This window comes from Pseudomonas sp. W5-36 (genome assembly GCF_046540455.1).
Taxonomy (GTDB): Bacteria; Pseudomonadota; Gammaproteobacteria; order Pseudomonadales; family Pseudomonadaceae; genus Aquipseudomonas; species Aquipseudomonas graminis_B.
The window spans coordinates 1-21,816 of the sequence record NZ_JAXCIQ010000020.1 but is presented as its reverse complement, the minus strand read 5'-3'; the positions used below and the strand labels follow the sequence as shown (position 1 = coordinate 21,816).

Genomic DNA, 21,816 nt, shown 5'->3' with positions numbered 1-21,816 from the left:
GTGAGCCGCACACCCTCCCCTGCTGCCGAACGCCCGAGCATTATCGGGCTGTTGCTTCCTTATTGGCGCAGCGCTGATCGCTGGAAGGCACTGACGCTCCTGGCCGTCATCCTGACCATCAGTTTTACCACGATATACGCGCACATTGCCTTGAACGACGTTCACGGCAAGACGACCGACGCATTGATCAAGCTAGACTGGTCGCACATCAAGCCATTGCTACTGCTGACGTTTGGCTATGGCTTGATCACCGTGCTGATGCCCATCACTTCCACCATTGTCCAAGATTATCTGCAACTGCGCTGGCGGACCTGGATGACCCGTGGACTGCTGGACCGCTGGACCAGTCGCCTGACCTACTACAAGATTGAGCGCGACGACCTTCTCAGCAACGCGGACCAACGCATCGCCGAAGACACCCGCGAGTTTGTTGACAGTTCACTGAACCTTTTCATCAAGCTCGTTACTGTGGTCGCCGGGGTCATATCCTACACCTTCGTGCTCTGGTCTCTCTCCGGGACCCTAGAGTTCACGGTGATGGGCGTCGACGTCGCCATTCCGGGATACATGGTCTTCGCGGCTTACCTGTACTCCATCGCCCATCTGGCGGTAACCCACTGGTTGGGCAAACAGCTCATCGGCCTGAACAACCATAAACAAACGGTCGAAGCCGACCTGCGCTTCACGGGCATGCAACTGCGTGAAAACGCGGAGCAGATCGCTTTTTACAAAGGCGGTGCGCGCGAGGGCGGTCGACTGCAGGCGCGCTTTACCCGGGTACGCGATAACACGCTGCAGGTCCTGATACGCACCTTCAAGGTGATGTTCGGCCAGAGCACCTTTTCTCATGTGTTCAGCCTGCTGCCTACGCTGCTTGCACTTCCGCTGCTGTTGCAGGGCAAGATTAGCTACGGCGATATGATCAAGCTGATTGGCGCCTACGCCATGGTCACCAGCAGCCTTTCGTTCTTTCAACAGGCCTATCAGCAGTACGCGCAGTGGATGGCGTGGACAAACCGTTTGAGGGATCTGCACTGGACCTTCAACAAAGCCGAGTCGCAAGCCACTGATATCTCAGTTACGCAGACACAATCATCCACCTTGCGCTGTCAGCAGCTCACGCTGCAATCGCCTACCCATCACTCACTGACCAAGCTGTCCGATTGGCAGGTCGCCCCTGGCGAGCGCTGGCTAGTGCGCGGCCCGTCCGGGTGCGGCAAGAGTACCTTGCTGCGCGCCTGCGCCGGCCTATGGCCCTACGGCAATGGCAGCATCGAAACGCCCGCAAATGCCCAATCGATGTTTTTGCCACAGAAGAGCTACATCCCTGCTGGCACCTTGAAAGCCGCACTGTGCTACCCGTCCGACCCCGATCAATTCAGTGACGCGCAGTGTCGCCAGGCATTGACCGACTGCGCACTGGAGAGCCGTGCGGACTCTTTGACGACCAATGATCGCTGGCAGCACGTGCTTTCCGGCGGCGAGCAACAGCGCTTGGCCATCGGGCGGGTATTACTGCACAAACCAGACTTCATTTTCCTGGACGAGGCTACCAGCGCTCTGGACCCAGCGACCGAACAACGTCTTTACCAAACCTTGATTACCCAGCTATCGGACAGCGCCATCATCAGCGTTGCCCATCGCAAGTCTCTTGAAGACTTCCATCCACACCACCTCGATCTCGCTCACCGCGCCGACGCCTGATTTGCTTTGGAGATTTACATGCCCCACACCACTATTGCAGCTACCGACGTGTCGCTCAAAGAATATCAAGCCAAAGCAGACGCTCCGATCCTGCTCGACCTATGGGCACCTTGGTGCGCACCGTGCCGTGCCCTGGCACCCACCTTGGAAAAACTGGCGGAAGAAGCCGGCGATGAACTCATCGTGCTCAAGGTAGATGTCGAAGAGTACCCTGCAGTACGTGAACGGTATGCCGTGCGCGGCATTCCGACCATGATCCTTCTCAAGGGCGAAACCGAGCTGGCACGCCTTTCCGGCACTCAACCCCTGAGTAAGCTCAAACAGTGGCTGGGTGAACACGGCGCGCCGATCGAGGCCAAGGCAGCCCGGCCTACCCAGACGGCCCAGCGCTGGGGCGCGTTTTACGGTGATGCGCAACTTCGCGATTTCCTTGTGACGCGCATGAAACAACACGCCGATCAAGGTGATGTGAGCACTTCCCGAGCACCAGTCTGGATGGCAGGCAAAGGCACATTTGCCGCGACATTGGTACACAGCGAGAGCCTCGACGTATTCGAACGCGTCTCAGGCCTGCCAGCAAGTCTCGCTCCGGCTTTGGACTTTGTCGGCGCCTGCAACGAACAGGAAGTCAGTGCCCTGCTCGATGACCTGCGTATTGACACGGACCTTAACCATGCGGCTTTGCAGCTCCTGCAAAACTGGATGAGCGATCCGGCGCATCGCTGGACCGATGTGCTCGGCGAGCCGCAACTCGACGAATTGCGCGTGCAATGGCTTGCGCTGTGCCAACAAGCGATGAGCCAGCAAGCTCCTGCGGCGCAACAATGGGAGCAACTGCGTGAAGCCGCCGCTGCACTGGAGAACCCCAAGCACGATCCTCATCGGCAACTACAGGGCATGTTGGCCAACCTACTGACGCGGGTGTCGCCGCTGCCTGCCAGCAGCGATGGCCTGGGATGGAGCGCGGTATTCCAGGCCGCTGGGTGGTGCAGTCTGCATCTGCTGATGGACTCGATGGGCTGGACCGCCGTAGAGCGCGCAACACCGGCACTGCGCAGCAACTGGTTCCAGACCCACGAGCGCGAACTGGGTGGTTTCAGCAAGGAGCAGCTGCAAGCTCATCGCGAACAGTGGAACGCCGAGAACGCCGAGTTTCTGATCAAGGAACAAGCGTTTCACGCCCAGTACGGCGAGAACGCCAAGGCGCCGAATCGTAGACGCATCGCCGCCCTTGCCCAGGCACTGGCCAAAGCTCCCCTTTACCTCCCGGCGTGACACGCAGACAGGATACCCAGATGTCTTTTACATTTGAACAAGCGCGCCTGGCGGCCGTCGCCGAGCAGTTGCTCGCACTGGCCAAGACTGGTGGAGCCACGGACGCCAAGGTACATCTTTCGACCGGCCAAGGCCTGAGCGTCAACATGCGCCAAGGCCGATTGCGAGCTCGCCGTGAAGAGGCGCACAACAGCGTCACCCTCACGGTGTACAGGGGGCACCGGCAAGGCAGCACACAATCCACGGATTTCAGCGACACAAGCTTGAGCGAGATGGCAGAGGCTGCCTGCGCTATCGCCACGCACACGGCTGAAGATCCCTGTGCCGGGCTCGCCGAAGCCACGGCAATGTGCTCTAGCCCGCGGGACCTGCAAATTTACACACCTTGGGAGGTGACATCGGAACAAGCCCAGCTGCTGGCCGCGCGCATCGAGGCTGGCATGAACGATGTTGGCCAAGGCGTGGAAAGTGATAGTGCCACGGTCAGCGCCTTCCAGATGCACACCTTTCTGGCCAACAGCCGCGGCTTCGCCGATGGCTACGCCCAGTCACGCCATAGCCTGGGTGGCGCAGCCCTGGCTGGGGAAGGGTCCAGCCGACACTTGGGTTACTGGTCGAGCCAGGCAAGGGCAAGTGAACTGTTGAAATCCCCCGAAGAGGTGGGTGCCAAAGCGGCACGTAAAGCGCTGAGTTACTTGAACGATCGCCCAGTGCAAACTGGGCGCTACCAGGTGCTGTTCGACCCTCATATGGCGATTTCGCTGTTAGGGGACCTGACCAACGGTATCACGGGCCGCGCCCTGTTCACCCAAAGCAGCTATCTACGCGACCGTGTTGGCACCCCGGTAATGGCCGACCACCTTACGTTGACTGAAGATCCGTACATCCTGGGCGGCATGGCGAGTGCGCCATTCGATGACGATGGCGTATCGGGGCAAAGCCGAGCGCTGGTGGAGAATGGCATCTTGCAGGGTTACCTGCTCTCCACTTATGCAGGCCGCCGCCTGGGCCTAGCCTCCACGGGCAATGCCAGCGGGCCGTACAACGTCGCGCTAAGCAGCCATCACACCTGCCCTGAAGACGGCTTCAACGCGATGCTGGCTCGTCTGGACACAGGTTTGCTGGTCACTCAACTCAATGGCGAAGGCACCCAATTGCTCAACGGTAATTACTCGCGCACCGCCAAAGGCTTCTGGGTAGAAAACGGCGTGATCGTGCATCCGGTCACCGGAATCACCATCGCTGGAAACCTTAATGAGATGTTGAGCCAAATCACCGCGGTGGGTAGCGACCTTGAGACCCAAGGCAACTTCACCAGCGGGTCAGTACTCATCTCGCAAATGCAAATAGGCGGGCGTTAAGTGACCGTGGAAAACCTCATGAACGATACCAACACCCCCGATAATCTCGCATTGGCCAGCGACAAACTCTTGGTGCCCAATGGCCTGGAGCTGAGCGACCTGCGCAAGACGCTCGACCAGGTCATGACCCACCGGGTGGACTTCGCCGACCTGTACTTGCAATCCATTCGCCGTGAAAGCTGGTCGCTGGAGAATAGCCAGGTCAAAGCCGGCAGCTTCAATGTCGATCAGGGCTTCGGGCTGCGCGCCAGCGAACTGGACCAGACCGCCTTTGCCTATTCACAACAGATCACCCACAAACGCCTGAGCAATGCTGCCGATTCGGTTCGCAGCATTGCCGGCAAAGGCAGCAGCGCGCGGATGCCGCTTGTGGAAACGCGAATGATCGATCGTCCAAGCTATGGCACCGACGACCCACTGCTGGGCTCCTCGGCATCGGCCAACATCGCGCTGCTCGAACAGGTCGAGCAGTACGCTCGCAGTGCCGACCCTCGTGTCACTCACGTTTCGGCAACACTGGAACTCAGGCATGAAATGATGATGGTGATGCGTCACGATGGGCGCCTGGCTGCCGACGTGCGCCCGCTGGTGCTGCTGTTCATACGCATCACCGTACAACACAACGGCAAACTGGAAGCGGCTACCGGTGGCATGGGTGGGCGCAATGGCTTCCTGCATTTCGAAGCGTCGACATTGCAGATCGAGGTCAAGCGTATCGTCGATAGCGCCTTGATTAACCTGGAGGCAATACAAGCTCCGTCGGGTCAACTGCCTGTGGTACTGGCTAGCGGTTGGCCTGGCATGCTGTTGCACGAGGCAATGGGCCACGGCTTCGAGGGTGATTTCAACCGGACTGGCAGCTCCATCTACTCCTCGAAGATGGGACAAAGCGTGGCCGCTCCAGGCGTCACTATCTATGACGATGCCACGGTACCTGGCTCGCGTGGCTCGCTGAACATCGACGATGAAGGTGAACCAGGGCAGCGCACCGCACTCATTGAAAAAGGCGTGCTGCGCAGCTATATGCACGACGATCTGAATGCCCGCTTGATGAAGCAACGCCCGACCGGCAACGGTCGCCGTCAGTCCTATGCGCACTTGCCCATGCCACGCATGACCAATACGTTCATGGAGCCAGGCGAGTACGCGCCGCAGGAGATCATCGCGTCGGTAAAACGCGGGGTCTATCTGCAGGATTTGGGCAGCGGCGAAGTGGATATCGTTAGCGGGCAGTTCTGCTTCCAGAGTGCCCTGGCGTGGCTGATCGAAGACGGCAAGCTAACCGCCCCGATACGGGGAGCAACCCTGACCGGCAGCGGTCCAGAGACGCTGCGCCATATCAGCATGGTCGGTAACGACCTGGCACTGGACCGCGGCCTAGCCATGTGCGGCAAAGCCGGCCAGCGTGTTCCGGTCGGCGTAGGCCAACCGACGTTGAAGATCGATAACCTACTGGTGGGCGGCACCGCTCGATAAACCATTGTTAAAAAAATGGGCTCGGCACTGTCACTTTAGGGTCCTCATTGCACTTTAGTAATAACTGCACTGAATGGCAGGATAATTTCGTAGTTCATCCGGGGATGTGAAGAATGGGGAATGCAACAGGTTTCAAGCGTTTCAAACCTTTGCCGTTGGCATTGGGTATATCGTTGGGCTTGAGCAGCATCGGTTATACCGAAATGACATTGGGTGCACCGGCGCCTGCCACTATTACCCAACAGAGCTACTACGACTTACCTGCCGCTTCATTGCAAGAGACTTTGTCGCGTATCAGCAGCCAAAGTGGATTGGACATTCAAGTCAGCCTGCCGAATATTGGCGACTATCATGCACCGGCTATTAAAGGTAATTTGAATGCTGGCCAGGCGGTGGCTGCGGCTATTGCAGGCACTTCACTGACTTCGAGCAGCACGCCGGATGGCAACCTTCTGATTTCAGCCCCTGCCCCGGTCGCTGCGTCCTACGCCACCAGCAATGACGCCATGCTCCCGGCAATCTCGGTCGAAGGCGCTCCCATCACCGAGGAATACGCTGCTACTGCCTCCAGCAGTGCAACACGCACCAACACTGCGCTGCAGGAAACGCCGCAATCGATCAAGACCGTAACGCGCCAGGTGATTGAAGATCGCCAGACCACCAGCGTGGAAGATGCTCTACGCAACGCCGCGGGCGTGGTCGCGCAGGAAGGCAACCAAGGTACTACCACCTATTACATTCGTGGATACGAGGTAACTCAGACCGCCACCGACGGTGTCAGCGGCCCGGAAACCCGCGGCGGGGTCCTGCTACCTTCCGCGCCTATCGACGGTGTCGAAAGCGTTGAGGTTATCAAGGGCCCTGCCGCCGTCATGTCCGGTAGCTCTTCGCCTGGCGGCACTATCAACATCGTGCGCAAGGCACCGGTCACCACCCCACTGCACGTAATTCGCCAGGAAGTCACCGACCGGGGCGAATACAAGACCGCCATTGATCTGGGTGGAGCGCTGACTGACGACAAGGCGTGGAGCTACCGCTTGAACTATGCTCGCCTTCGTTCAAGCGAAACCTATCCTGACTACAATGGCTCACGTGGGGACTTTTTCGCCCCGGTCATAGCCTGGCAAGGGAATTCCACCCGCATCAAGGTAGGCGCGGAGTTCAATGATTCCCGCTCCGCCCAGAATCTGGCAGGTACGTTCTACAATACCCGTACCGGAAAAATTGCTGATCTGTCCACGCCGCGGCTTGGTGACCAGGACGACCACATTTCATCGATCACTAAAACTGGCTACTACGAGCTGAACCAAGACCTCGCTGACGGCTGGACTTTCAACAGCAAGGCAACCTATTCGGATTCCCACCTCAATTTCCAGATCTACCAACCTTACGCCATTGCAGCGAACGGCACAATGGTGGTCAACCCCTTTACTTCGGTCAACAACGTCCGCTACTGGAGCACCCAGAACGACTTTAGGGGCACCTTCGACACGGGTCCGTTGAAGCATGAAGTGCTGATCGGGTTCGACTACATGCACTCCAACAACACCCAGTATGACGGTATTACCGGCCGAGGTCCTTTCATCGGTGGCAACGCCTATGACCCAGATTCCCAGTCCTACCGCCCCATCAGCACCACCGACCGCAAGAGCTACGAAGGCCGCAGCATTCAACGCGGCCTGCTGATCCAGGATCAGATTACGATCATGGACAAACTCCACTTGCTGTTCGCCGGCAAAGAAGCCCAATGGCAAAATGAAACCCAAGTGGTAGGAAGGGCGGGATCCTCATTTGACCAGAAGAAATGGGTACCTAACTATGGGATCGCCTACGACCTGACCGATGAAATCACGGTCTATGCCAACCTCCTGAACGGGTTCAGCGGCTCTTCCGCCGTAGACATCAGCGGTACTCAGTTGGCACCGAGCGAAAGCAAGGCCAAAGAGCTGGGCGTCAAGTTCAGCCTTCTTGACGACCGACTGACCATTACCTCGGCAGTGTTCGATATCGAGCAGACCAACGTGCCCGTAGCGAACCAATTAGGTCAATACTTGGGTAGCGAAGGCCGCATGAGCAAGGGCTTTGACTTTGATCTGAACGGGCAATTGCTACCAGGCTGGGACCTGACGTTCAGTTATACCTACTCGAAGTTCGAGGACCCGGCCATGGTCAGTGGCCGCGTTAACAGAATCACTGGCCAACCGAAACAATCGGCCAACCTGTGGACGTCCTACCAACTTCAGGAAGGTCTCCTGAAAGGGCTCGGTGCAGGCATCGGCGTCACAGCGCAAAGCTCTTCGTGGAACGGGTTTCGCAACAGCACCTATTTCAACAACCCGGGGCGGGCACAAACCGACCTGTCGGTTTTCTACCGACAGAAAGAATGGTCGCTCACCCTGGGCGTGAAAAACGTGTTCGACCGGGATATCTACGCTTACAGTACCTCACCACTCTGGATCAATCAGAAAGAAGGACGTACGACTCGGTTAACGGCTGAGTATCGTTTCTAAAAGATCGCCAAGTGCATAGCACCCCCCCATCAGTCATTGTTGCCACTATCACTGAGCTGCGTTTGCAATAACGCGACTGCGCGCGCATGCGACTCAATGCTTAGAACTATGATTCTACGTATTGAGGCGCAGGCTCGCTGATGCTCGGATTCTAACGTTTTGGTCAGGAGCGCCCTATATGGCCACTTCACCCCCTCTTCAGCTGGACAAATTTGACAAAGCAATTCTCGAAACGCTTCAGCATGATTGCAGCATTGCAATTGGGACGATAGCCGAACGAATAGGCCTGGGTAATACTGCATGCTGGCGGCGTATTCAGAAGCTGGAAGAAGACGGAATTTTGGGAAAACGTGTTGCTCTTCTTGATCGTGAGAAACTGAATGTTGGCGTAACTGTATTCGTCTCTTTGAAAACCAGCCAGCATTCTGCGCAATGGCTCAAGTCTTTCAACATCGGCGTGGCGGAAATTGCCGAAATCACGGAGCTGTACCGTATGGCCGGCGATACCGATTACATGCTTAAAATGGTAGTTCCTGATATCAAGGGCTACGACAAAGTGTACAAGCAACTGATTCAGATACCCGGGCTGCTCGACATCAGCTCAAGCTTCGCCATGGAGCAGATCAAATACACCACTTCGCTACCGCTACGCTACGCCGTATGACGCCGGACAAGGAAAAACCCGACTCACCTCGAATCATTCTAATGGCGGGTTTCGAGCCCTTTGGCGGCGCGTCGGTCAACCCTGCATGGGAGGCGGTGAAGTCGATGAATGGCGTAGAACTGGCGGCCGGCTACCAGGTCGTTACGTTGATGCTCCCATGTGTGTTTGACGAGGCACGCCGAGTATTGATCGATGCTACTAGAGCCCTTCAACCCCACATCGTAATCGCCGTAGGCCAGGCCGGTGGAAGGACAGATATTTCGATAGAGCGCGTGGCCATAAACATCGACGATGCTCGTATCGAAGACAACGCTGGCCAACAGCCGGTTGACACGGCTATCGACCCTGACGGCCCCGCGGCTTACTTTTCTACCCTGCCGATAAAGGCCATGATGCTCGCGCTGCGTGATAAGGGGATACCGGCCAGTGTCTCTAATACGGCCGGCACTTTCGTTTGTAATCATGTGTTCTATAGCATGATGCATTCGCTACGTGACCGACCGGACGCCAGGGCGGGATTCATACACATTCCCTATCTGCCTCAGCAGGCAGCCCAGTACCCTGGCGCGCCCAGCATGTCGGCAGAGCAGGTGACAGACGCCTTGCGCCTTGCAGCGCAGACAGCGGCCACCACCGAAATCGATATGCCGATCCCCGCGGGAGCCTTGCACTGACCGCTGTGCCTCGGCCACTCATGCAGGCCACCGCCACAGCGGGCCATCGAGCAAGCCGCCCTGCCCCTTTATCTGCGTTCGACCGTCGGGCTTCTCCAGTTCGAAACTCACCAGCTCTTTTGCCTCGCGCAGAGCGCGCACTAGCTGTTCCGAGTGCGAAACTATCCAGACCTGGGACCGTGTGCATGCGTTGATGATCAGGCGCGCCAGCGCAGGTAAGAGATCAGGATGGAGGCTGTTCTCTGGTTCGTTCAATACCATCAGTCCTGGGGGCCTAGGTGTCAGCAACGCAGCCACCAACAGAAGATACCTCAAGGTACCATCGGAGAATTCGCTCGCAGTCAGTGGACGGAAAAGACCGGTCTGGTGCAGCGACAACGTAAATAACCCACCTTCGCGTATTACCTCCATCCGCGAGCCCGGAAATGCATCGTCGATTGCAAGATCCAACGCCTGCGGATCACCAATCTCTCGAATGGTCTGGAGTGCGGCAGCCAGGTCGCTCCCGGAGGCGCTCAGCACAGGCGTGCGCGTGCCCAACCGGGGCTGGCGGGCAGGCGACGCAGCATCGGTACGGAAATGATCGTAGAAACGCCAATCTCGAATGAGCTCGCGCACGGCACCTATTTCTGGCGAATCGACTGCACCTCCTGTATCGAACAGGCTATAGAAAGGCGCTAGCTCTTGAGTAAGTGACCGCCACCCAGAGTCCGTCCTGATACGCACGGATGGTCCCTTGCGCTCCACCAGCACCGAGGCTGGCCGATAGACCGGGCCTGCCCATATGATCTCGTGCTTGATCTCTGGATCTTGAGCGAAAAAGGTCTCCCGAAATTGATTGCTTTCCCCCGGTGAAGGGCTCGGCATGCCTAGGGTCATCGCGTAGCTAAAATCTTCACCCGCGAACCCCAGACGCATCCTTGCTGGCGACCCGCCTGATCCAAGCGCCGACTGATCATGCGGTCCGGCCCAGAAACAGGACTCCAAACCGCCTTCCCGGGCAATACCGGCAACAACGCCTCGTTGGGCAGTATCGGCCAGCAATCGTAGCGTGCGATACAAACTGGATTTACCGCTGCCGTTGCCGCCGGTTACCACGGTAAGTCTGCCCAACGAAAGCTCCAAACGTTGTATGGAGCGGTAGTTCTCTACGGCTAGGATCTGCAACAAATTCATCACTCCCTGGTTATCTAGCAAGCCGTTTGGAGCAGTGCAGAGCAGGACCGGTCGCTATTACAAGGCGGCCGCTGTCTGTGCTTGGCGATCACTGCCCGCGGTTGCCTGTGCTCGCTTGATCAGCGCTTCAATTTCATGAGCCTCTTTTGTCACCTGGAGGGTCAGCACCTCCACACCCTCGGCCGTGACGACCACTACGTCCTCGATACGCACGCCTATACCGCGCCATACAGGGTCAACGCTACGATTGTCGGGCGCGATGTACAAGCCCGGTTCTACCGTGAACACCATTCCAGGTTCAAGGGCTCTCCAGGCGCCTTCGATCTTGTATCGGCCCACATCATGCACATCCAGGCCCAGCCAATGCCCGGTGGTATGCATGTAGAATTCCTTGTAGGTACCCTCGGCGATCAGGGTGTCGACATCGCCTTCGAGCAACCCCAACGCTACCAGCCCTGTTGTAAGGCTACGCACCGCGGCGTCATGCACGTCGTTCCAGCAGTTGCCAGGTTTGATCTGAGCGATGGCCGCGAGTTGCGCGTCGAGCACCACTTGATACACCGCCCGCTGCGCGGCGGTGAATGTGCCGTTGGCCGGAAAAGTGCGAGTGATGTCGCTGGCATAGCAATCCAACTCGCACGCTGCATCGATCAGTACCAGATCGCCGTCTTCAATCCGCTTGTCGTTATCGACGTAGTGCAGGACGCAAGCGTTGGCCCCTGCGCCAACAATCGAGCCGTACGCGGTATGCCTGGCCCCGCCAGTGCTGAAGGCGTAACGCAACTCCGCCTCAAGATGGTACTCGTACAGACCTGGCTGCACCGACGCCATTGCCCTGCCGTGCGCCTTGGCCGAAAGCTTCGATGCTTCACGCATGACTGACACTTCTGCCGGGCTTTTGATCAGGCGCATTTCGCTCAGCATCGGCGCTATGTCCAGGATCTGCGAGGGAGGGTTGGCGCCGTGGCGGGCCTTAGCGCGTACAGCGTTGATCCAACCCACAACACGCGCATCAAAGGCCTCCTCGGCACCGAGGCCGTAGAAGACGCGTTCGCAGCCATCCATCAGCTCGGGCAATTGCGTGTCGATGTCCTCTATCGACAAGGCGATGTTGGCGTCATACAAGCTGATACCCCCCTCCTGCCCTGCCCGCGCGCCGTCCCACAATTCGATTTTGGGGTCGCGGCTACGGCAGAACAGCACATATTCCCCCTGTGCACGGCCCGGGATCAGGACGGCGACGGCTTCAGGCTCGGGAAAGCCCGTCAGGTACTGGAAATTGCTCGCCTGACGATAGGTATGGCCCACGTCGCTGTTGCGGTACGACAACGCAGCAGCAGGCACGATGGCGATGCTGCCGGCGCCCATCTGCTTCATTAGTTCGGTACGACGGCGGGCAAATTCGATCTTGGGAATTTTAGTCAAAACAACCTCTTCAACGTTTCGGTGGTCAGGGTTTGCCGAAGCTGGCTAGGCTGCAGTTTCCAAACCGCTGTATTTGATCAATGCCTCGAGGCTGGGCTCGCGCCCGCGGAAGCGCTTGAATACTTCCATGGCAGGAATGGATCCACCGTTGGCCAGAACGGTGTCGCGGAATTCACGGCCCACCTGGGCACTGATCCCACCCACATCTTCGAGACGCGAGAATGCGTCGGCCGACAATACTTCAGCCCACTTATAGCTGTAGTAACCTGCCGCATAACCGCCGGCGAACACGTGATTGAAGGTATTAGGAAACCGGTGATAAGCCGGGGCCGGCACCACGGCGACACGTTGGCGAGCACTTTCGAATACCTGCTGGCAGGAACGTCCGTCACCGTGACTCAGATGGAGTTCGAAGTCGAACAGGGCAATCTCGACTTGGCGCAAGGTGTTCATACCCACCTGGAAATTGCGGCCAGCGATCATTTTCTCCAGAAGCTCGGGGGGTAGCGATTCACCTGTCTGATGATGCCGCGATATAAGGTAGAGCCCCTCTGCGTTCCAGCACCAGTTCTCCATGAACTGGCTGGGCAGCTCGACCGCATCCCACGCCACGCCGTTGATTCCGGACACAGCACATTCATCTATGCGTGTCAGGACGTGATGCAGCACGTGACCCAGCTCGTGGAACAAAGTGATTACGTCCTTGTGGTCGAGCAACGCAGGCTCCTCAGCACTGGCCGAAGCGAAATTGCACGCCAGCTGGGCGATCGGAAGTTCAATTTCTCCTTGCGCATTGCGGCGACGGTCGACCACCGCGTCCATCCAGGCTCCGCCGCGCTTGCCTGAGCGGGCGTACAGATCCATATAGACGTGGCCGGTGAGAACGCCTTCTTCGATGACGTCGAACAACCGAACATCGGGGTGGTACCGGTCGAAATCGAAGCGCTCACGCAACTCTATCCTAAACAGGCGACCGGCGATCTCGAACAGCCCGACCAGTACCGCCTCAATCGGGAAATATTGACGAATGACCTGTTGTGAAAGGTCGAGCAGGTCTTTGCGCATTTTCTCGCTGGTGTAGGCCACACCCCATGGCTTGAGATCCGGCGCGCCGTTGATGGCGGCGTAGTTCAACAGTTCGTCGTACTCTCGGTAGGCGCTGGTTTTACCAGACGCACCCAGCTTATCAACGAACCCAAGCACTTCTTCGCTGGAAGGAGCCATCTTGGTCGCGAGACTTAGATCCGAGTACTGCGGGTAGCCCAACAAGCGGGCCATCTCGTGACGCAGGGCCAGGATTTCAGCAATGATCGGGGTGTTATCGTGCATCCCGGCCTGCGGGCCCTTGTCCGAGGCACGCGTGTTGTAAGCCCAGTAAACTTCCTCGCGCAGGTACTCGCTGTCGGCAAACGTCATTACCGCCTGTACAGCCGGCTGATCCAGGGTCACCAACCACCCCTGCAGGTCCTTGGTTTGTGCCAGGCGCGCCATCTGTGCCTTGATCGACTCTGGCAAACCGGCCAGCAAGGTAGGATCAATGACGTGCTTGCTCCAGCCCTGAGTCGAATCAAGGGCGTTGTTGGCGAAGCTGCTGGCCAACTCTGACAACCGGCCGCTGATTTCCTTGAACCGTAGCTGGTCACTTTCAGGCAAGTCGATACCTGAGAGACGCAGGGCGCGGAGTTTCAAACTGATGGTCATGTTCTGCGACTGACTGAAGCTTTCGCTCTCGGCACTATTAGATAGTGCTACTAAAGCGTCGAAAAGGTCCTTGTCCTGGCCGATGTCCGACATGTACTTACTCAGGGACGGAAGACATGCCTCGTAGGCCGCCCTGAGTTCAGGGCTGCTGCAAACGTTGTTCAGATGACCCACCGGACGCCAGGCGTTTTGCAGTCGAGCGTCGACCTCGTCCAGTGCCACGATGAGCCTTTGCCAGGAAGGTGCTGCCTTCTCCCTCTCGAGAATGGCTCTGATGGCTGCGCGGTTTTCGGTAAGGATCTGCTCGATGGCCGGCTGTACATGCTCAGCCCGTATGTGCGCATAGGGCGGCAATGGATGATGCTGAAGCAAAGGGTTGGTCACGGTTGAGCCTATCCAGATCAAATGACAATGAGCGATTCTGGATAGTCTAGGGAGCCGGTAATGAAAGGTTTTTTCCTTTTGCCAGAAGCACTGGCGCTGTCGTGAAATATCGTTCTGACAAATGCCCCCTGCCCGAAAATTTCTGCGGCTAGTGTGCTGACCCTGTCAAAGGCCTTTGCTGATCATCAGCAGACTTACCGCGACACACAGCAATGCGAAAAGCTGTTGCAGTAAAAGGGCGGATATTTTCGGCGCAAGCCACCGGCCGCCTATCATTCCGCAAAGGGCCGCACCAATGAAGGACGCGCCTGCAGGCTCTAATACCAGGCCCCTGCTGAAAAGATGAGCGAGCGTGCCCAGTGACACCAGCGCAACAACCATCAATGACGTTGCAACAACGCCGTGCATGCGCACGTCGCTGAATTTGCGAAAGGCAGGAACGATAAGGAATCCACCGCCGACGCCCAGCAACCCCGTCAGAAAGCCCGATGCTCCGCCAATTGCGGCCAGGGTCGCCAGGCATCGGGCATTCCAGTCGAGGCGGCCGGTTGCGGGGTCCAGCATACAGTTGCGCTGCAGGGTGCCCTGCGATTCATCCCGCACATGCCTGGCTTGCCAATACATCCGGCCGGCGACCATCAGCATGACCATACCGAACATGAGCATCAGCACATCGCCGGCTACCTGCTGTGCCAAGTACAGCCCCAAGGGGGCAACGAGCCAGCCGGCACAAGCCATCGTAGCAGCAGCCTTGTAACGAACAAGTCCTTGGCGCAAGCCGTAGATCGCGCCTAGCAGTGCCGCGCCGCCAACGGCCAGCAAGGCGATGGGCGTGGCTTGAGTGACCGACCATCCAAGCCCAAGGGTGAGCGCAGGAATCGCCAATATGCCGCCACCCGCCCCTGTCAACCCAAGCACAAGGCCAACACAAGCGCCAATCATCAAAGTCAGCATCAGCCTACTTCGACGAGCAGTCGGTGAACCATTCGCGCCCCTTGAGCATCCCGTTCCAGTAGAACCAGGGCAGCAGGCGCGCCTTCAAAAACCAGGCCGACTTGCGCGGGATCGTCGGGTCCATCGGGAAGGTGGGCAGCAGTTTGCCGCCATACCCGAACTCGGCGAGAATGACTTTTCCGTTCTCCACGGTTAGCGGGCACGAGCCGTACCCGTCATAACGGCCCGGTAGCTCGGCGCCCTTGCGTAGCGCCAACAAATTCTGTGCCACGATCACGACCTGCTTGCGAGCCGCGGCTGCGGTCTTGGCATTGGTTGTGCCGCACACATCGCCAACGCCGAAGACTTCGGGATAGCGCGGATGCTGCAACGTCGTAGGATCGACTTCCAACCAGCCAGCCTTGTCGGCCAGTTCGCTACGACGGATGAAATCAGGGGCCTGTTGCGGGGGAACGACATGCAGAACGTCGAAAGTTTTCTCGACCCGGGTGACATTGCCATTGCCATCGGCAACCTCGAACCATGCAGTCTTGCCAGGCCCGTCGACCTTCACCAGGTTGGACTGGAAGGCAAGCTGCGCGCCGTAGGTCTCGACGTATTTCATCAATGGAGCAACGAAAGTGGCCACCCCAAACAGTGCCGGCCCGGCAAGGTTGAACTCGACCGAGATCGACTCCAGAACGCCGTTCTTGCGCCAGTGGTCACAAGACAGGTACATCGCTTTCTGTGGCGCTCCAGCACACTTGATTGGCATCGGTGGCTGAGAGAACAGTACCTTGCCGCTGCGCAGCGAACGGACCAGTTCCCAGGTGTAGGGAGCGAGATCGTGCCGGTAGTTGGAGGTCACTCCATTTTTGCCGAGCGTCTCTTCGATGCCCTCGATTTTTTCCCATGCTAATTGAAGGCCAGGGCAGACGATGAGCTGCTGGTAGCCAAGTTCTGCCCCATCACTGAGCAATACGACTCTGCGATGCGGAGCGAACGCCGATACCGACGCCTTTATCCAGTAGGCATCCTTGGGCATTACGCTACCCATAGGCCTTGCCGTGTCCTGAATGCTATAGGCGCCACCACCAACCAGTGTCCAGGCGGGCTGGTAGTAGTGTTCGCTGCACGGTTCGACGATCGCAACACGCAATGAGGCGTCGCGCTTGAGCAGACTGGCGGTGATCGCGATGCCGGCCGAGCCACCGCCTATGATCACGACGTCATAGCACGGCTTCTCACTCGCCCCTTTGGTAGCGGCAGCGTAGAGCCTGGCAGAGCGATTGCCGGTCCGGCAGTAGGCCAGGATAGGCTTAGGAAGCCCCTCGATCAGCGTTGCAAGTTGATGGGCCTGTTCGTCGGTTGCGCCGGAACTCAAGATCGGCACGTATCTGAACACAAGGCCTGAAGCCAGGGCAGATCGCTCCATAGTCAGATGATCTGGCTGGTCAGCCCCGCCCTCGTGGTCCGGTCGATTGCAGATCAGGGTCGCGAACCCCTTAGCCTTCACATCGGGCAGGTCATCAGGAGTCAACTGACCTGACACCGAGAACACTGAGTCGATACGCTTCACCACATACTCCATTACAAACTCCAGGCAAATAACCGTGTGATGACTCAGCCGTCGTGCCTCCACCCGGCTACAGCCGGTGCGAGACTCACATCAGCAAAATAACGGTCAATCGGGGACGTCTACTTCTTGAGTGCCTGGCCGCAGTACAGCCCTGACAGCGTCTGCATCAGCGAGACAACTTCGAAGCTAGCTAACGAGTAGTAGATGTACTTACCCATTCTGCGGGTATTGACCATTCCCTCATCACGCAGGACGCCTAGCTGCTGGGACAGTGTCGGCTGCTTTATTCCAGACAAGGCTTCCAGCTCTCCGACATTTCGCTCCCCCTGAGTCAGCTGACACAGCAGTAACAGACGATCCTCGTTAGCCAAGGCCTTCAACAAGGCACACGCCTTGGAGGCCGAATCCCGCAATAGACCGATTTCCTCGGTAGACAATTGAGCAGCCATGGAGAGCCTCGGTATTTGATGGTCGACAGTCTACGATCAAATAGTATATGTTTCAATATATTGTAATGACATAGATTGAAGAGACCCCCATGACCGCTCAGATAGAAGGTTTCTACGACACCGCCACTGCCACAGTGAGCTATGTCGTTTTCGAGGCGGCAGGCGGGCCGTGCGCGATCATAGACCCGGTGCTGGATTACGATGCCAAAGCGGGGCGAATCCGGACGGATAGCGCGGACCGTATTGCCGGGTTCGTACAAAGCCACCAGTTGCAAGTCCAGTGGCTACTCGAAACACACGCTCATGCGGATCACTTGTCTGCCAGCGCCTATCTGAAGGACAAGCTAGGCGGCAAGATTGGCATTGGCGCTCAGATCACAGCGGTGCAGAGCGCATTTCGGGATATCTACAATCTTGAACCAAGTTTCCTGCTGGATGGGTCGCAGTTCGATAAACTGTTTGAAGCGGACGAAACTTTTCATATTGGCAAGATGGAAGTTAAGGTTCTGCATGTACCTGGTCATACGCCCGCGGACGTCGCTTACCAAGTCGACCGCAAGGATGTATTCGTCGGCGATACCCTATTCATGCCGGACGTGGGAACTGCCAGATGCGATTTCCCGGGCGGCGATGCTGTACTGCTTTATGTATCAATCAAACGACTACTCTCTCTGCCACCTGAAACCAGACTTTTCATGTGCCACGACTATCCGCCGGAAGGAAGAGACGTTTTCTGGAGGACAACTGTAGCGGAGCAGAAGGCAAAGAACATCCATGTCAACGACACCGCTGACCTGCAATCCTTCGTGCGTATGCGTAGATCTCGGGACTCGAACCTATCGGTTCCTGCGTTGCTGCTGCCCGCTTTACAAATAAATATTCGGGCAGGAAATCTTCCGCCTTCTGATGAAAGCGGTCTTCATAGCTTGAAGATCCCGTTGAACCGTTTCTGAACCGGTCCGATCACAGAGCCATAGTGGCGAAGCCTAATAACAAATCGGCATCTCCCATAGCGCTACAAACTTAATGCCCACCAGCAGGGTCGAGATAACGCCCTACGTCAAGGGCAGCCATACAACCTGCACCTGCTGATCTAATTGATTGCCGACATACGTGGTCTGCCACGTCTACGGCAGCGGATACGCCTTCGACACTGGTCCGCGAAGTTGAAAGAAATCAAGCTCCCAGACCTGGTGATGTCTGGCGAACGGCATGCCTATCCTTGCCACTTTGGGGCAGGATCAATACCAGGCCGCTGTCGCTAATGTAAAAGAAACGCATCTTAGGGGGCTTTACTGTCGATGGCTATCCACCACCAGCGCAATGAAGGGCTGATCGTGTCCCTGGAAGTGGTGTAACTGACCCAACCGAAGCCGCCCTGCGGGCGAAAGAGGATGGTCATCGTGGTTCTTGGCTAACGTTGAGTTTGCGAAGACCTAACGAGCACCAGGAGAAGCACGATGACCAATCCCACTATCGCATTGACCGAGTTGGTTGAGAAAGGGGCAGACGCTGATCTGCTCAAGCAAATGATCCAGTTCGTTGCCCAGCGCATGATGGATTTCGACGTTGAAAGCCTGTGCGGCGCCGGCTTCGACGTCAAAAGTCCTGATCGCACCAACAGCCGCAACGGTTACCGCGACCGCCTGTGGCAGACCCGTGCCGGTGACGTTGACTAAAGATCCCAAAGCTGCGTCAAGGCAGCTACTTTCCGGGCTTCCTTGAACCTCGCAAAACCGCTGAGAAAGCGATGGCGGCAGTCATTCAGGAGGCCCACATCCAAGGCGTTTCCACGCGCTCAGTCGACGAGCTGGTCAAGGCCATGGGCATGACCGGCATCTCGAAAAGCCAGGTATCCAGGCTCGCGGGCGAGATCGATGAACGCGTCAATGCGTTCCTGGATAGACCCCTTGAGGGCGACTGGCCGTACCTCTGGATCGACGCTACCTACGTCAAAGTGCGGGAGGCAGGCCGTATCGTTTCGGTCGCGGTAATAATCGCCGTAGCCGTGAGCACCAATGGCGGGCGGGAAATTCTGGGAATGCAGGTGGGCCCTTCCGAGGCTGAGCCGTTCTGGACGGACTTCCTTCGCAGTCTGATGCGTCGTGGTTTGCGCGGGGTAAAGCTGGTGATCTTCGACGCTCACGAAGGTCTCAAGGCGGCGGTCGCCAAAGTCTTCCATGCGACTTGGCAGCGCTGCCGCGTGCACTTTATGCGTAACGCCATGGCTCATGTCGGCAAGGGGCAGCGCAGCATGGTGGCGGCGTTGCTGCGCACGGTCTTTGCTCAGGACAGCCGCGCTGAATGCCATCAACAATGGCGTCTGGTGGCCGACCAACTGCGAGAGGAGTATCCAAAGATCGCCGTACTGATGGACGGCTGCGAGGATGAAGTACTGGCCCACATGGCCTTCCCCAAAGCCCATCGTCAGCAGCTACACAGCACCAATCCGCTTGAGCGGCTGAACGCGGAAATCAAACGACGAACCGATGTCGTGGGTATCTTTCCTAACGATCCGGCGATCACCAGGCTGGTCGGAGCAATGTTGCTGGAACAGAACGACGAATGGTGCCTGCAAAGGCGCTACATGCAGTTGGAGGCCTTCGAGGCGGTCAGCGATAATCCGCAGGCCAAGCTGTCGGCCGTGATGAGTTACACCACTTCCTGGGACACGATCGAAGGGCTGGGATGGCTGATACACTGGTGCGGCCAATTCGTAGGGTCGAGTCTCACAGCGACTCATCCACTGCGTCCCCGCCAGTGCATCTCCCACCTATATTAAGACGTCAGCGGATCAAGTCGTTTCGTATCGCGGCGCTCCATATGTCCCCTTCCCGCCTGACAGCTCGATCCAATGCCTACCCTCATCAGAGGGTAATCCTGACAATGACAAGGCACCATGTGTCTAAGTGCGGATTCCACGGTCATCTGGCTACCCATTCCATGAACATCCGGCCACAGATTCCACGATGATCCGGCCACCCATAAGGCAGGCAACGCACGATTAATTCACTACCCTCGACCTCTTTTATCGAAGCAGAGAGGTCGTCGTGGAGCGGTTATCCAGCATCTTCAAGATTCGAGTCGTGATAACCCTTATAGCTCATCAGAATGGGCGGGATGGTCGCAACTACCTGGATGAACGCACTGCACATCAACTACCCAATTCACCCTGCTTCATACGGGCACGAAAGTTTCGGGCCAGGGGGCTGGTCGGAAGAAACCACGAAAAGAGGAGAGCCGTGTCGAAGGCCTACCTCGTGCTGTTCGCGAGGCGCCTGAAACCGATCTGAAGCTGTGTCGAGGTCGCTCGGGAGGAAGATCTCTTCCGTCTGTCGACATCTCGAATGAGAGGATCAGCGCGGGTTTTCTTCGCAGCGCGTTACGGTTGGTCGACCTGCCTTCTGCCGCTCCCATCACAGAGCTCAATATCGGGCCCGCTTGGCGCCGGACACTGGATGCCGACTCCTTCACCCACAGGTTCATCAGTCCGGTGGCCGACATGATGATCGTACTCAAGGCCGGCCAAGCGATGTCTTGGCGCGCCCCGGTCAGTCTACCCTCGACGGCCGGGTAACACTGACGCATGTCCTTGAGGCGTAGCATTCAAATCGGGGTAATAGACACCACGTCGAAATACTTGAATTTCTTCTTCCGCGCGGCCGCCCTAGCTTCTTGTTCAGCGAGCAATGAACTCAACGTGCTGGCATCGTAGGTAAAAACCTCAGTCTCACCTTCAAACGTCTTGGTAACGCTCAATGTAACTCTGAGGCGAGGCGACGAGCCCTTGGATCGGGTCGGTTGTTGGGATTTAGGACGTTGAGCCACTGGCAAAGGCGCCGGCTCTATCACCGGAGGCTGAACGGATATTGGCGGTGGCGTACCAAACAGTGCGGCGCGCATTTCTTCTTCAGTGAGCAAGTCACTCATGTTACAAATTCTCTAAGCAATAAATGGATCAAAAAGGTGACTCGGGATGCACGTTACAGGCCGAGATCCGACGCCAGATAAGCATCCTGCTCAGCGTGGGTAGCATGCCGGTCTTCTACCAGGGGGGCCAGCAAATTCGGCTGGATATGCCTGCGCAGTCGAGATCTCAGAACAAGATAAACGTCAGCCTGGTACGTCCCGGCTACCGACGGATGTGCAGCTAATACAGGGGCAAATAGCACCATGCTATGGGCGCCAGCAACTCATGCATAGAATCGGATGGCCTCAATCCAGCCTGGATGTCTGCGATAACTGAACATCTATGATTCACGGATGCGTGCAAGAGACTCCTTGTAGACAGCCACCGCGAGCCGCCAGATTGGAGTTTCGAGTCGTGCTCACCATCATGTGCGGATCGATTCATTCCTACCGTAATGCCAAACGCGCCACACGAGCAAACCTAAGGATGCTCCGATCAACTTGCCGCGCAGCGATGGCAGGTCATAATTCACCATGCACGCAGCGCTATTCCCTAAAAACGGTCTAACGCAGTGTGCGGCAGAGCGTTTTCCGCT

The 21,816-nt window shown here is 57.4% G+C and carries 15 protein-coding genes and 2 pseudogenes; 9 read left to right on the top strand and 8 right to left on the bottom strand.

From position 1 onward, the window contains the following. From SLW74_RS23530 to pcp, 7 genes are all read left to right on the top strand, one after another. The gene (locus SLW74_RS23530) at nt 1-1,704 is read left to right on the top strand and encodes an ABC transporter ATP-binding protein/permease (RefSeq protein ID WP_410930286.1); all 1,704 of its coding nucleotides are present in this window, start codon (nt 1-3) and stop codon (nt 1,702-1,704) included. Nucleotides 1,705-1,722: 18 nt separating this feature from the next. After that, on the top strand, nt 1,723-2,979 hold the full coding sequence (locus SLW74_RS23525) for a thioredoxin domain-containing protein (protein WP_410930285.1): 1,257 nt from the start codon (nt 1,723-1,725) through the stop codon (nt 2,977-2,979). Nucleotides 2,980-2,999: 20 nt separating this feature from the next. Continuing rightward, nucleotides 3,000-4,340 carry a TldD/PmbA family protein gene (locus SLW74_RS23520; RefSeq protein ID WP_410930284.1) on the top strand — a complete coding sequence of 447 codons (1,341 nt, stop codon included), beginning with the start codon at nt 3,000-3,002 and terminating at the stop codon, nt 4,338-4,340. An 18-nt stretch (nt 4,341-4,358) separates the two neighbouring features. After that, the gene (tldD, locus tag SLW74_RS23515) at nt 4,359-5,816 is read left to right on the top strand and encodes a metalloprotease TldD (RefSeq protein ID WP_410930283.1); all 1,458 of its coding nucleotides are present in this window, start codon (nt 4,359-4,361) and stop codon (nt 5,814-5,816) included. Between the two features lie 113 nt (nt 5,817-5,929). Further along, nucleotides 5,930-8,326 (top strand): TonB-dependent siderophore receptor, encoded by a 2,397-nt coding sequence (locus SLW74_RS23510; protein WP_410930282.1) that lies wholly within the window; start codon nt 5,930-5,932, stop codon nt 8,324-8,326. A gap of 202 nt (nt 8,327-8,528) precedes the next feature. After that, nucleotides 8,529-8,990: an Lrp/AsnC family transcriptional regulator gene (locus tag SLW74_RS23505; RefSeq protein ID WP_410930326.1), complete on the top strand. Its 462-nt coding sequence runs from the start codon at nt 8,529-8,531 to the stop codon at nt 8,988-8,990. After that, on the top strand, nt 8,987-9,664 hold the full coding sequence (pcp, locus tag SLW74_RS23500; RefSeq protein ID WP_410930281.1) for a pyroglutamyl-peptidase I: 678 nt from the start codon (nt 8,987-8,989) through the stop codon (nt 9,662-9,664). The genes SLW74_RS23505 and pcp overlap by 4 nt, the downstream gene beginning before the upstream one ends. An 18-nt stretch (nt 9,665-9,682) precedes the next feature. On the opposite strand, the gene SLW74_RS23495 is transcribed toward pcp, so the two are convergent. From SLW74_RS23495 to SLW74_RS23470, 6 genes are all read right to left on the bottom strand, one after another. Further along, nucleotides 9,683-10,834: an AAA family ATPase gene (locus SLW74_RS23495; protein ID WP_410930325.1), complete on the bottom strand. Its 1,152-nt coding sequence runs from the start codon at nt 10,832-10,834 to the stop codon at nt 9,683-9,685. Nucleotides 10,835-10,897: 63 nt separating this feature from the next. After that, nucleotides 10,898-12,265 carry a Xaa-Pro aminopeptidase gene (pepP, locus tag SLW74_RS23490; RefSeq protein WP_410930280.1) on the bottom strand — a complete coding sequence of 456 codons (1,368 nt, stop codon included), beginning with the start codon at nt 12,263-12,265 and terminating at the stop codon, nt 10,898-10,900. Between the two features lie 45 nt (nt 12,266-12,310). Further along, nucleotides 12,311-14,362 (bottom strand): M3 family metallopeptidase, encoded by a 2,052-nt coding sequence (locus tag SLW74_RS23485; protein WP_410930324.1) that lies wholly within the window; start codon nt 14,360-14,362, stop codon nt 12,311-12,313. Nucleotides 14,363-14,515: 153 nt separating this feature from the next. Then, the gene (locus tag SLW74_RS23480) at nt 14,516-15,304 is read right to left on the bottom strand and encodes a sulfite exporter TauE/SafE family protein (protein WP_410930279.1); all 789 of its coding nucleotides are present in this window, start codon (nt 15,302-15,304) and stop codon (nt 14,516-14,518) included. Nucleotides 15,305-15,308: 4 nt separating this feature from the next. Continuing rightward, entirely contained in the window at nt 15,309-16,874 is a 1,566-nt protein-coding gene (locus SLW74_RS23475; RefSeq protein ID WP_410930278.1) for a beta-lactamase hydrolase domain-containing protein, read from the bottom strand. A gap of 107 nt (nt 16,875-16,981) precedes the next feature. Next, nucleotides 16,982-17,311: an ArsR/SmtB family transcription factor gene (locus tag SLW74_RS23470; RefSeq protein WP_410930277.1), complete on the bottom strand. Its 330-nt coding sequence runs from the start codon at nt 17,309-17,311 to the stop codon at nt 16,982-16,984. Nucleotides 17,312-17,400: 89 nt separating this feature from the next. On the opposite strand from SLW74_RS23470, the gene SLW74_RS23465 reads away from it, so the two are divergent. Further along, a complete protein-coding gene (locus SLW74_RS23465; protein WP_410930276.1) occupies nt 17,401-18,264 on the top strand; it encodes an MBL fold metallo-hydrolase in 864 nt (287 codons plus the stop codon). Between the two features lie 70 nt (nt 18,265-18,334). On the opposite strand, the pseudogene SLW74_RS23460 reads toward SLW74_RS23465, so the two are convergent. Then, a pseudogene (locus SLW74_RS23460) lies at nt 18,335-18,469 on the bottom strand (thioredoxin-disulfide reductase); the annotation flags it as partial. A 302-nt stretch (nt 18,470-18,771) separates the two neighbouring features. On the opposite strand from SLW74_RS23460, the pseudogene SLW74_RS23455 reads away from it, so the two are divergent. Beyond that, nucleotides 18,772-19,958, top strand: a pseudogene (locus tag SLW74_RS23455) (IS256 family transposase); the annotation flags it as partial. Between the two features lie 959 nt (nt 19,959-20,917). Here SLW74_RS23455 and SLW74_RS23450 read toward each other — a convergent pair. Further along, on the bottom strand, nt 20,918-21,241 hold the full coding sequence (locus SLW74_RS23450) for a hypothetical protein (RefSeq protein WP_410930275.1): 324 nt from the start codon (nt 21,239-21,241) through the stop codon (nt 20,918-20,920). Nucleotides 21,242-21,816 lie beyond the last annotated feature (575 nt).

Excerpts from the sequence above, each read along its gene's own strand:
- SLW74_RS23525 (WP_410930285.1), top strand. The coding sequence starts at position 1,723 with ATGCCCCACACCACTATTGCAGCTACCGACGTGTCGCTCAAAGAATAT.
- SLW74_RS23520 (WP_410930284.1), top strand. The coding sequence starts at position 3,000 with ATGTCTTTTACATTTGAACAAGCGCGCCTGGCGGCCGTCGCCGAGCAG.
- tldD (WP_410930283.1), top strand. The coding sequence starts at position 4,359 with ATGAACGATACCAACACCCCCGATAATCTCGCATTGGCCAGCGACAAA.
- SLW74_RS23510 (WP_410930282.1), top strand. The coding sequence starts at position 5,930 with ATGGGGAATGCAACAGGTTTCAAGCGTTTCAAACCTTTGCCGTTGGCA.
- pcp (WP_410930281.1), top strand. The coding sequence starts at position 8,987 with ATGACGCCGGACAAGGAAAAACCCGACTCACCTCGAATCATTCTAATG.
- SLW74_RS23480 (WP_410930279.1), bottom strand. The coding sequence starts at position 15,304 with ATGCTGACTTTGATGATTGGCGCTTGTGTTGGCCTTGTGCTTGGGTTG.
- SLW74_RS23475 (WP_410930278.1), bottom strand. The coding sequence starts at position 16,874 with ATGGAGTATGTGGTGAAGCGTATCGACTCAGTGTTCTCGGTGTCAGGT.
- SLW74_RS23470 (WP_410930277.1), bottom strand. The coding sequence starts at position 17,311 with ATGGCTGCTCAATTGTCTACCGAGGAAATCGGTCTATTGCGGGATTCG.
- SLW74_RS23465 (WP_410930276.1), top strand. The coding sequence starts at position 17,401 with ATGACCGCTCAGATAGAAGGTTTCTACGACACCGCCACTGCCACAGTG.
- SLW74_RS23450 (WP_410930275.1), bottom strand. The coding sequence starts at position 21,241 with ATGAGTGACTTGCTCACTGAAGAAGAAATGCGCGCCGCACTGTTTGGT.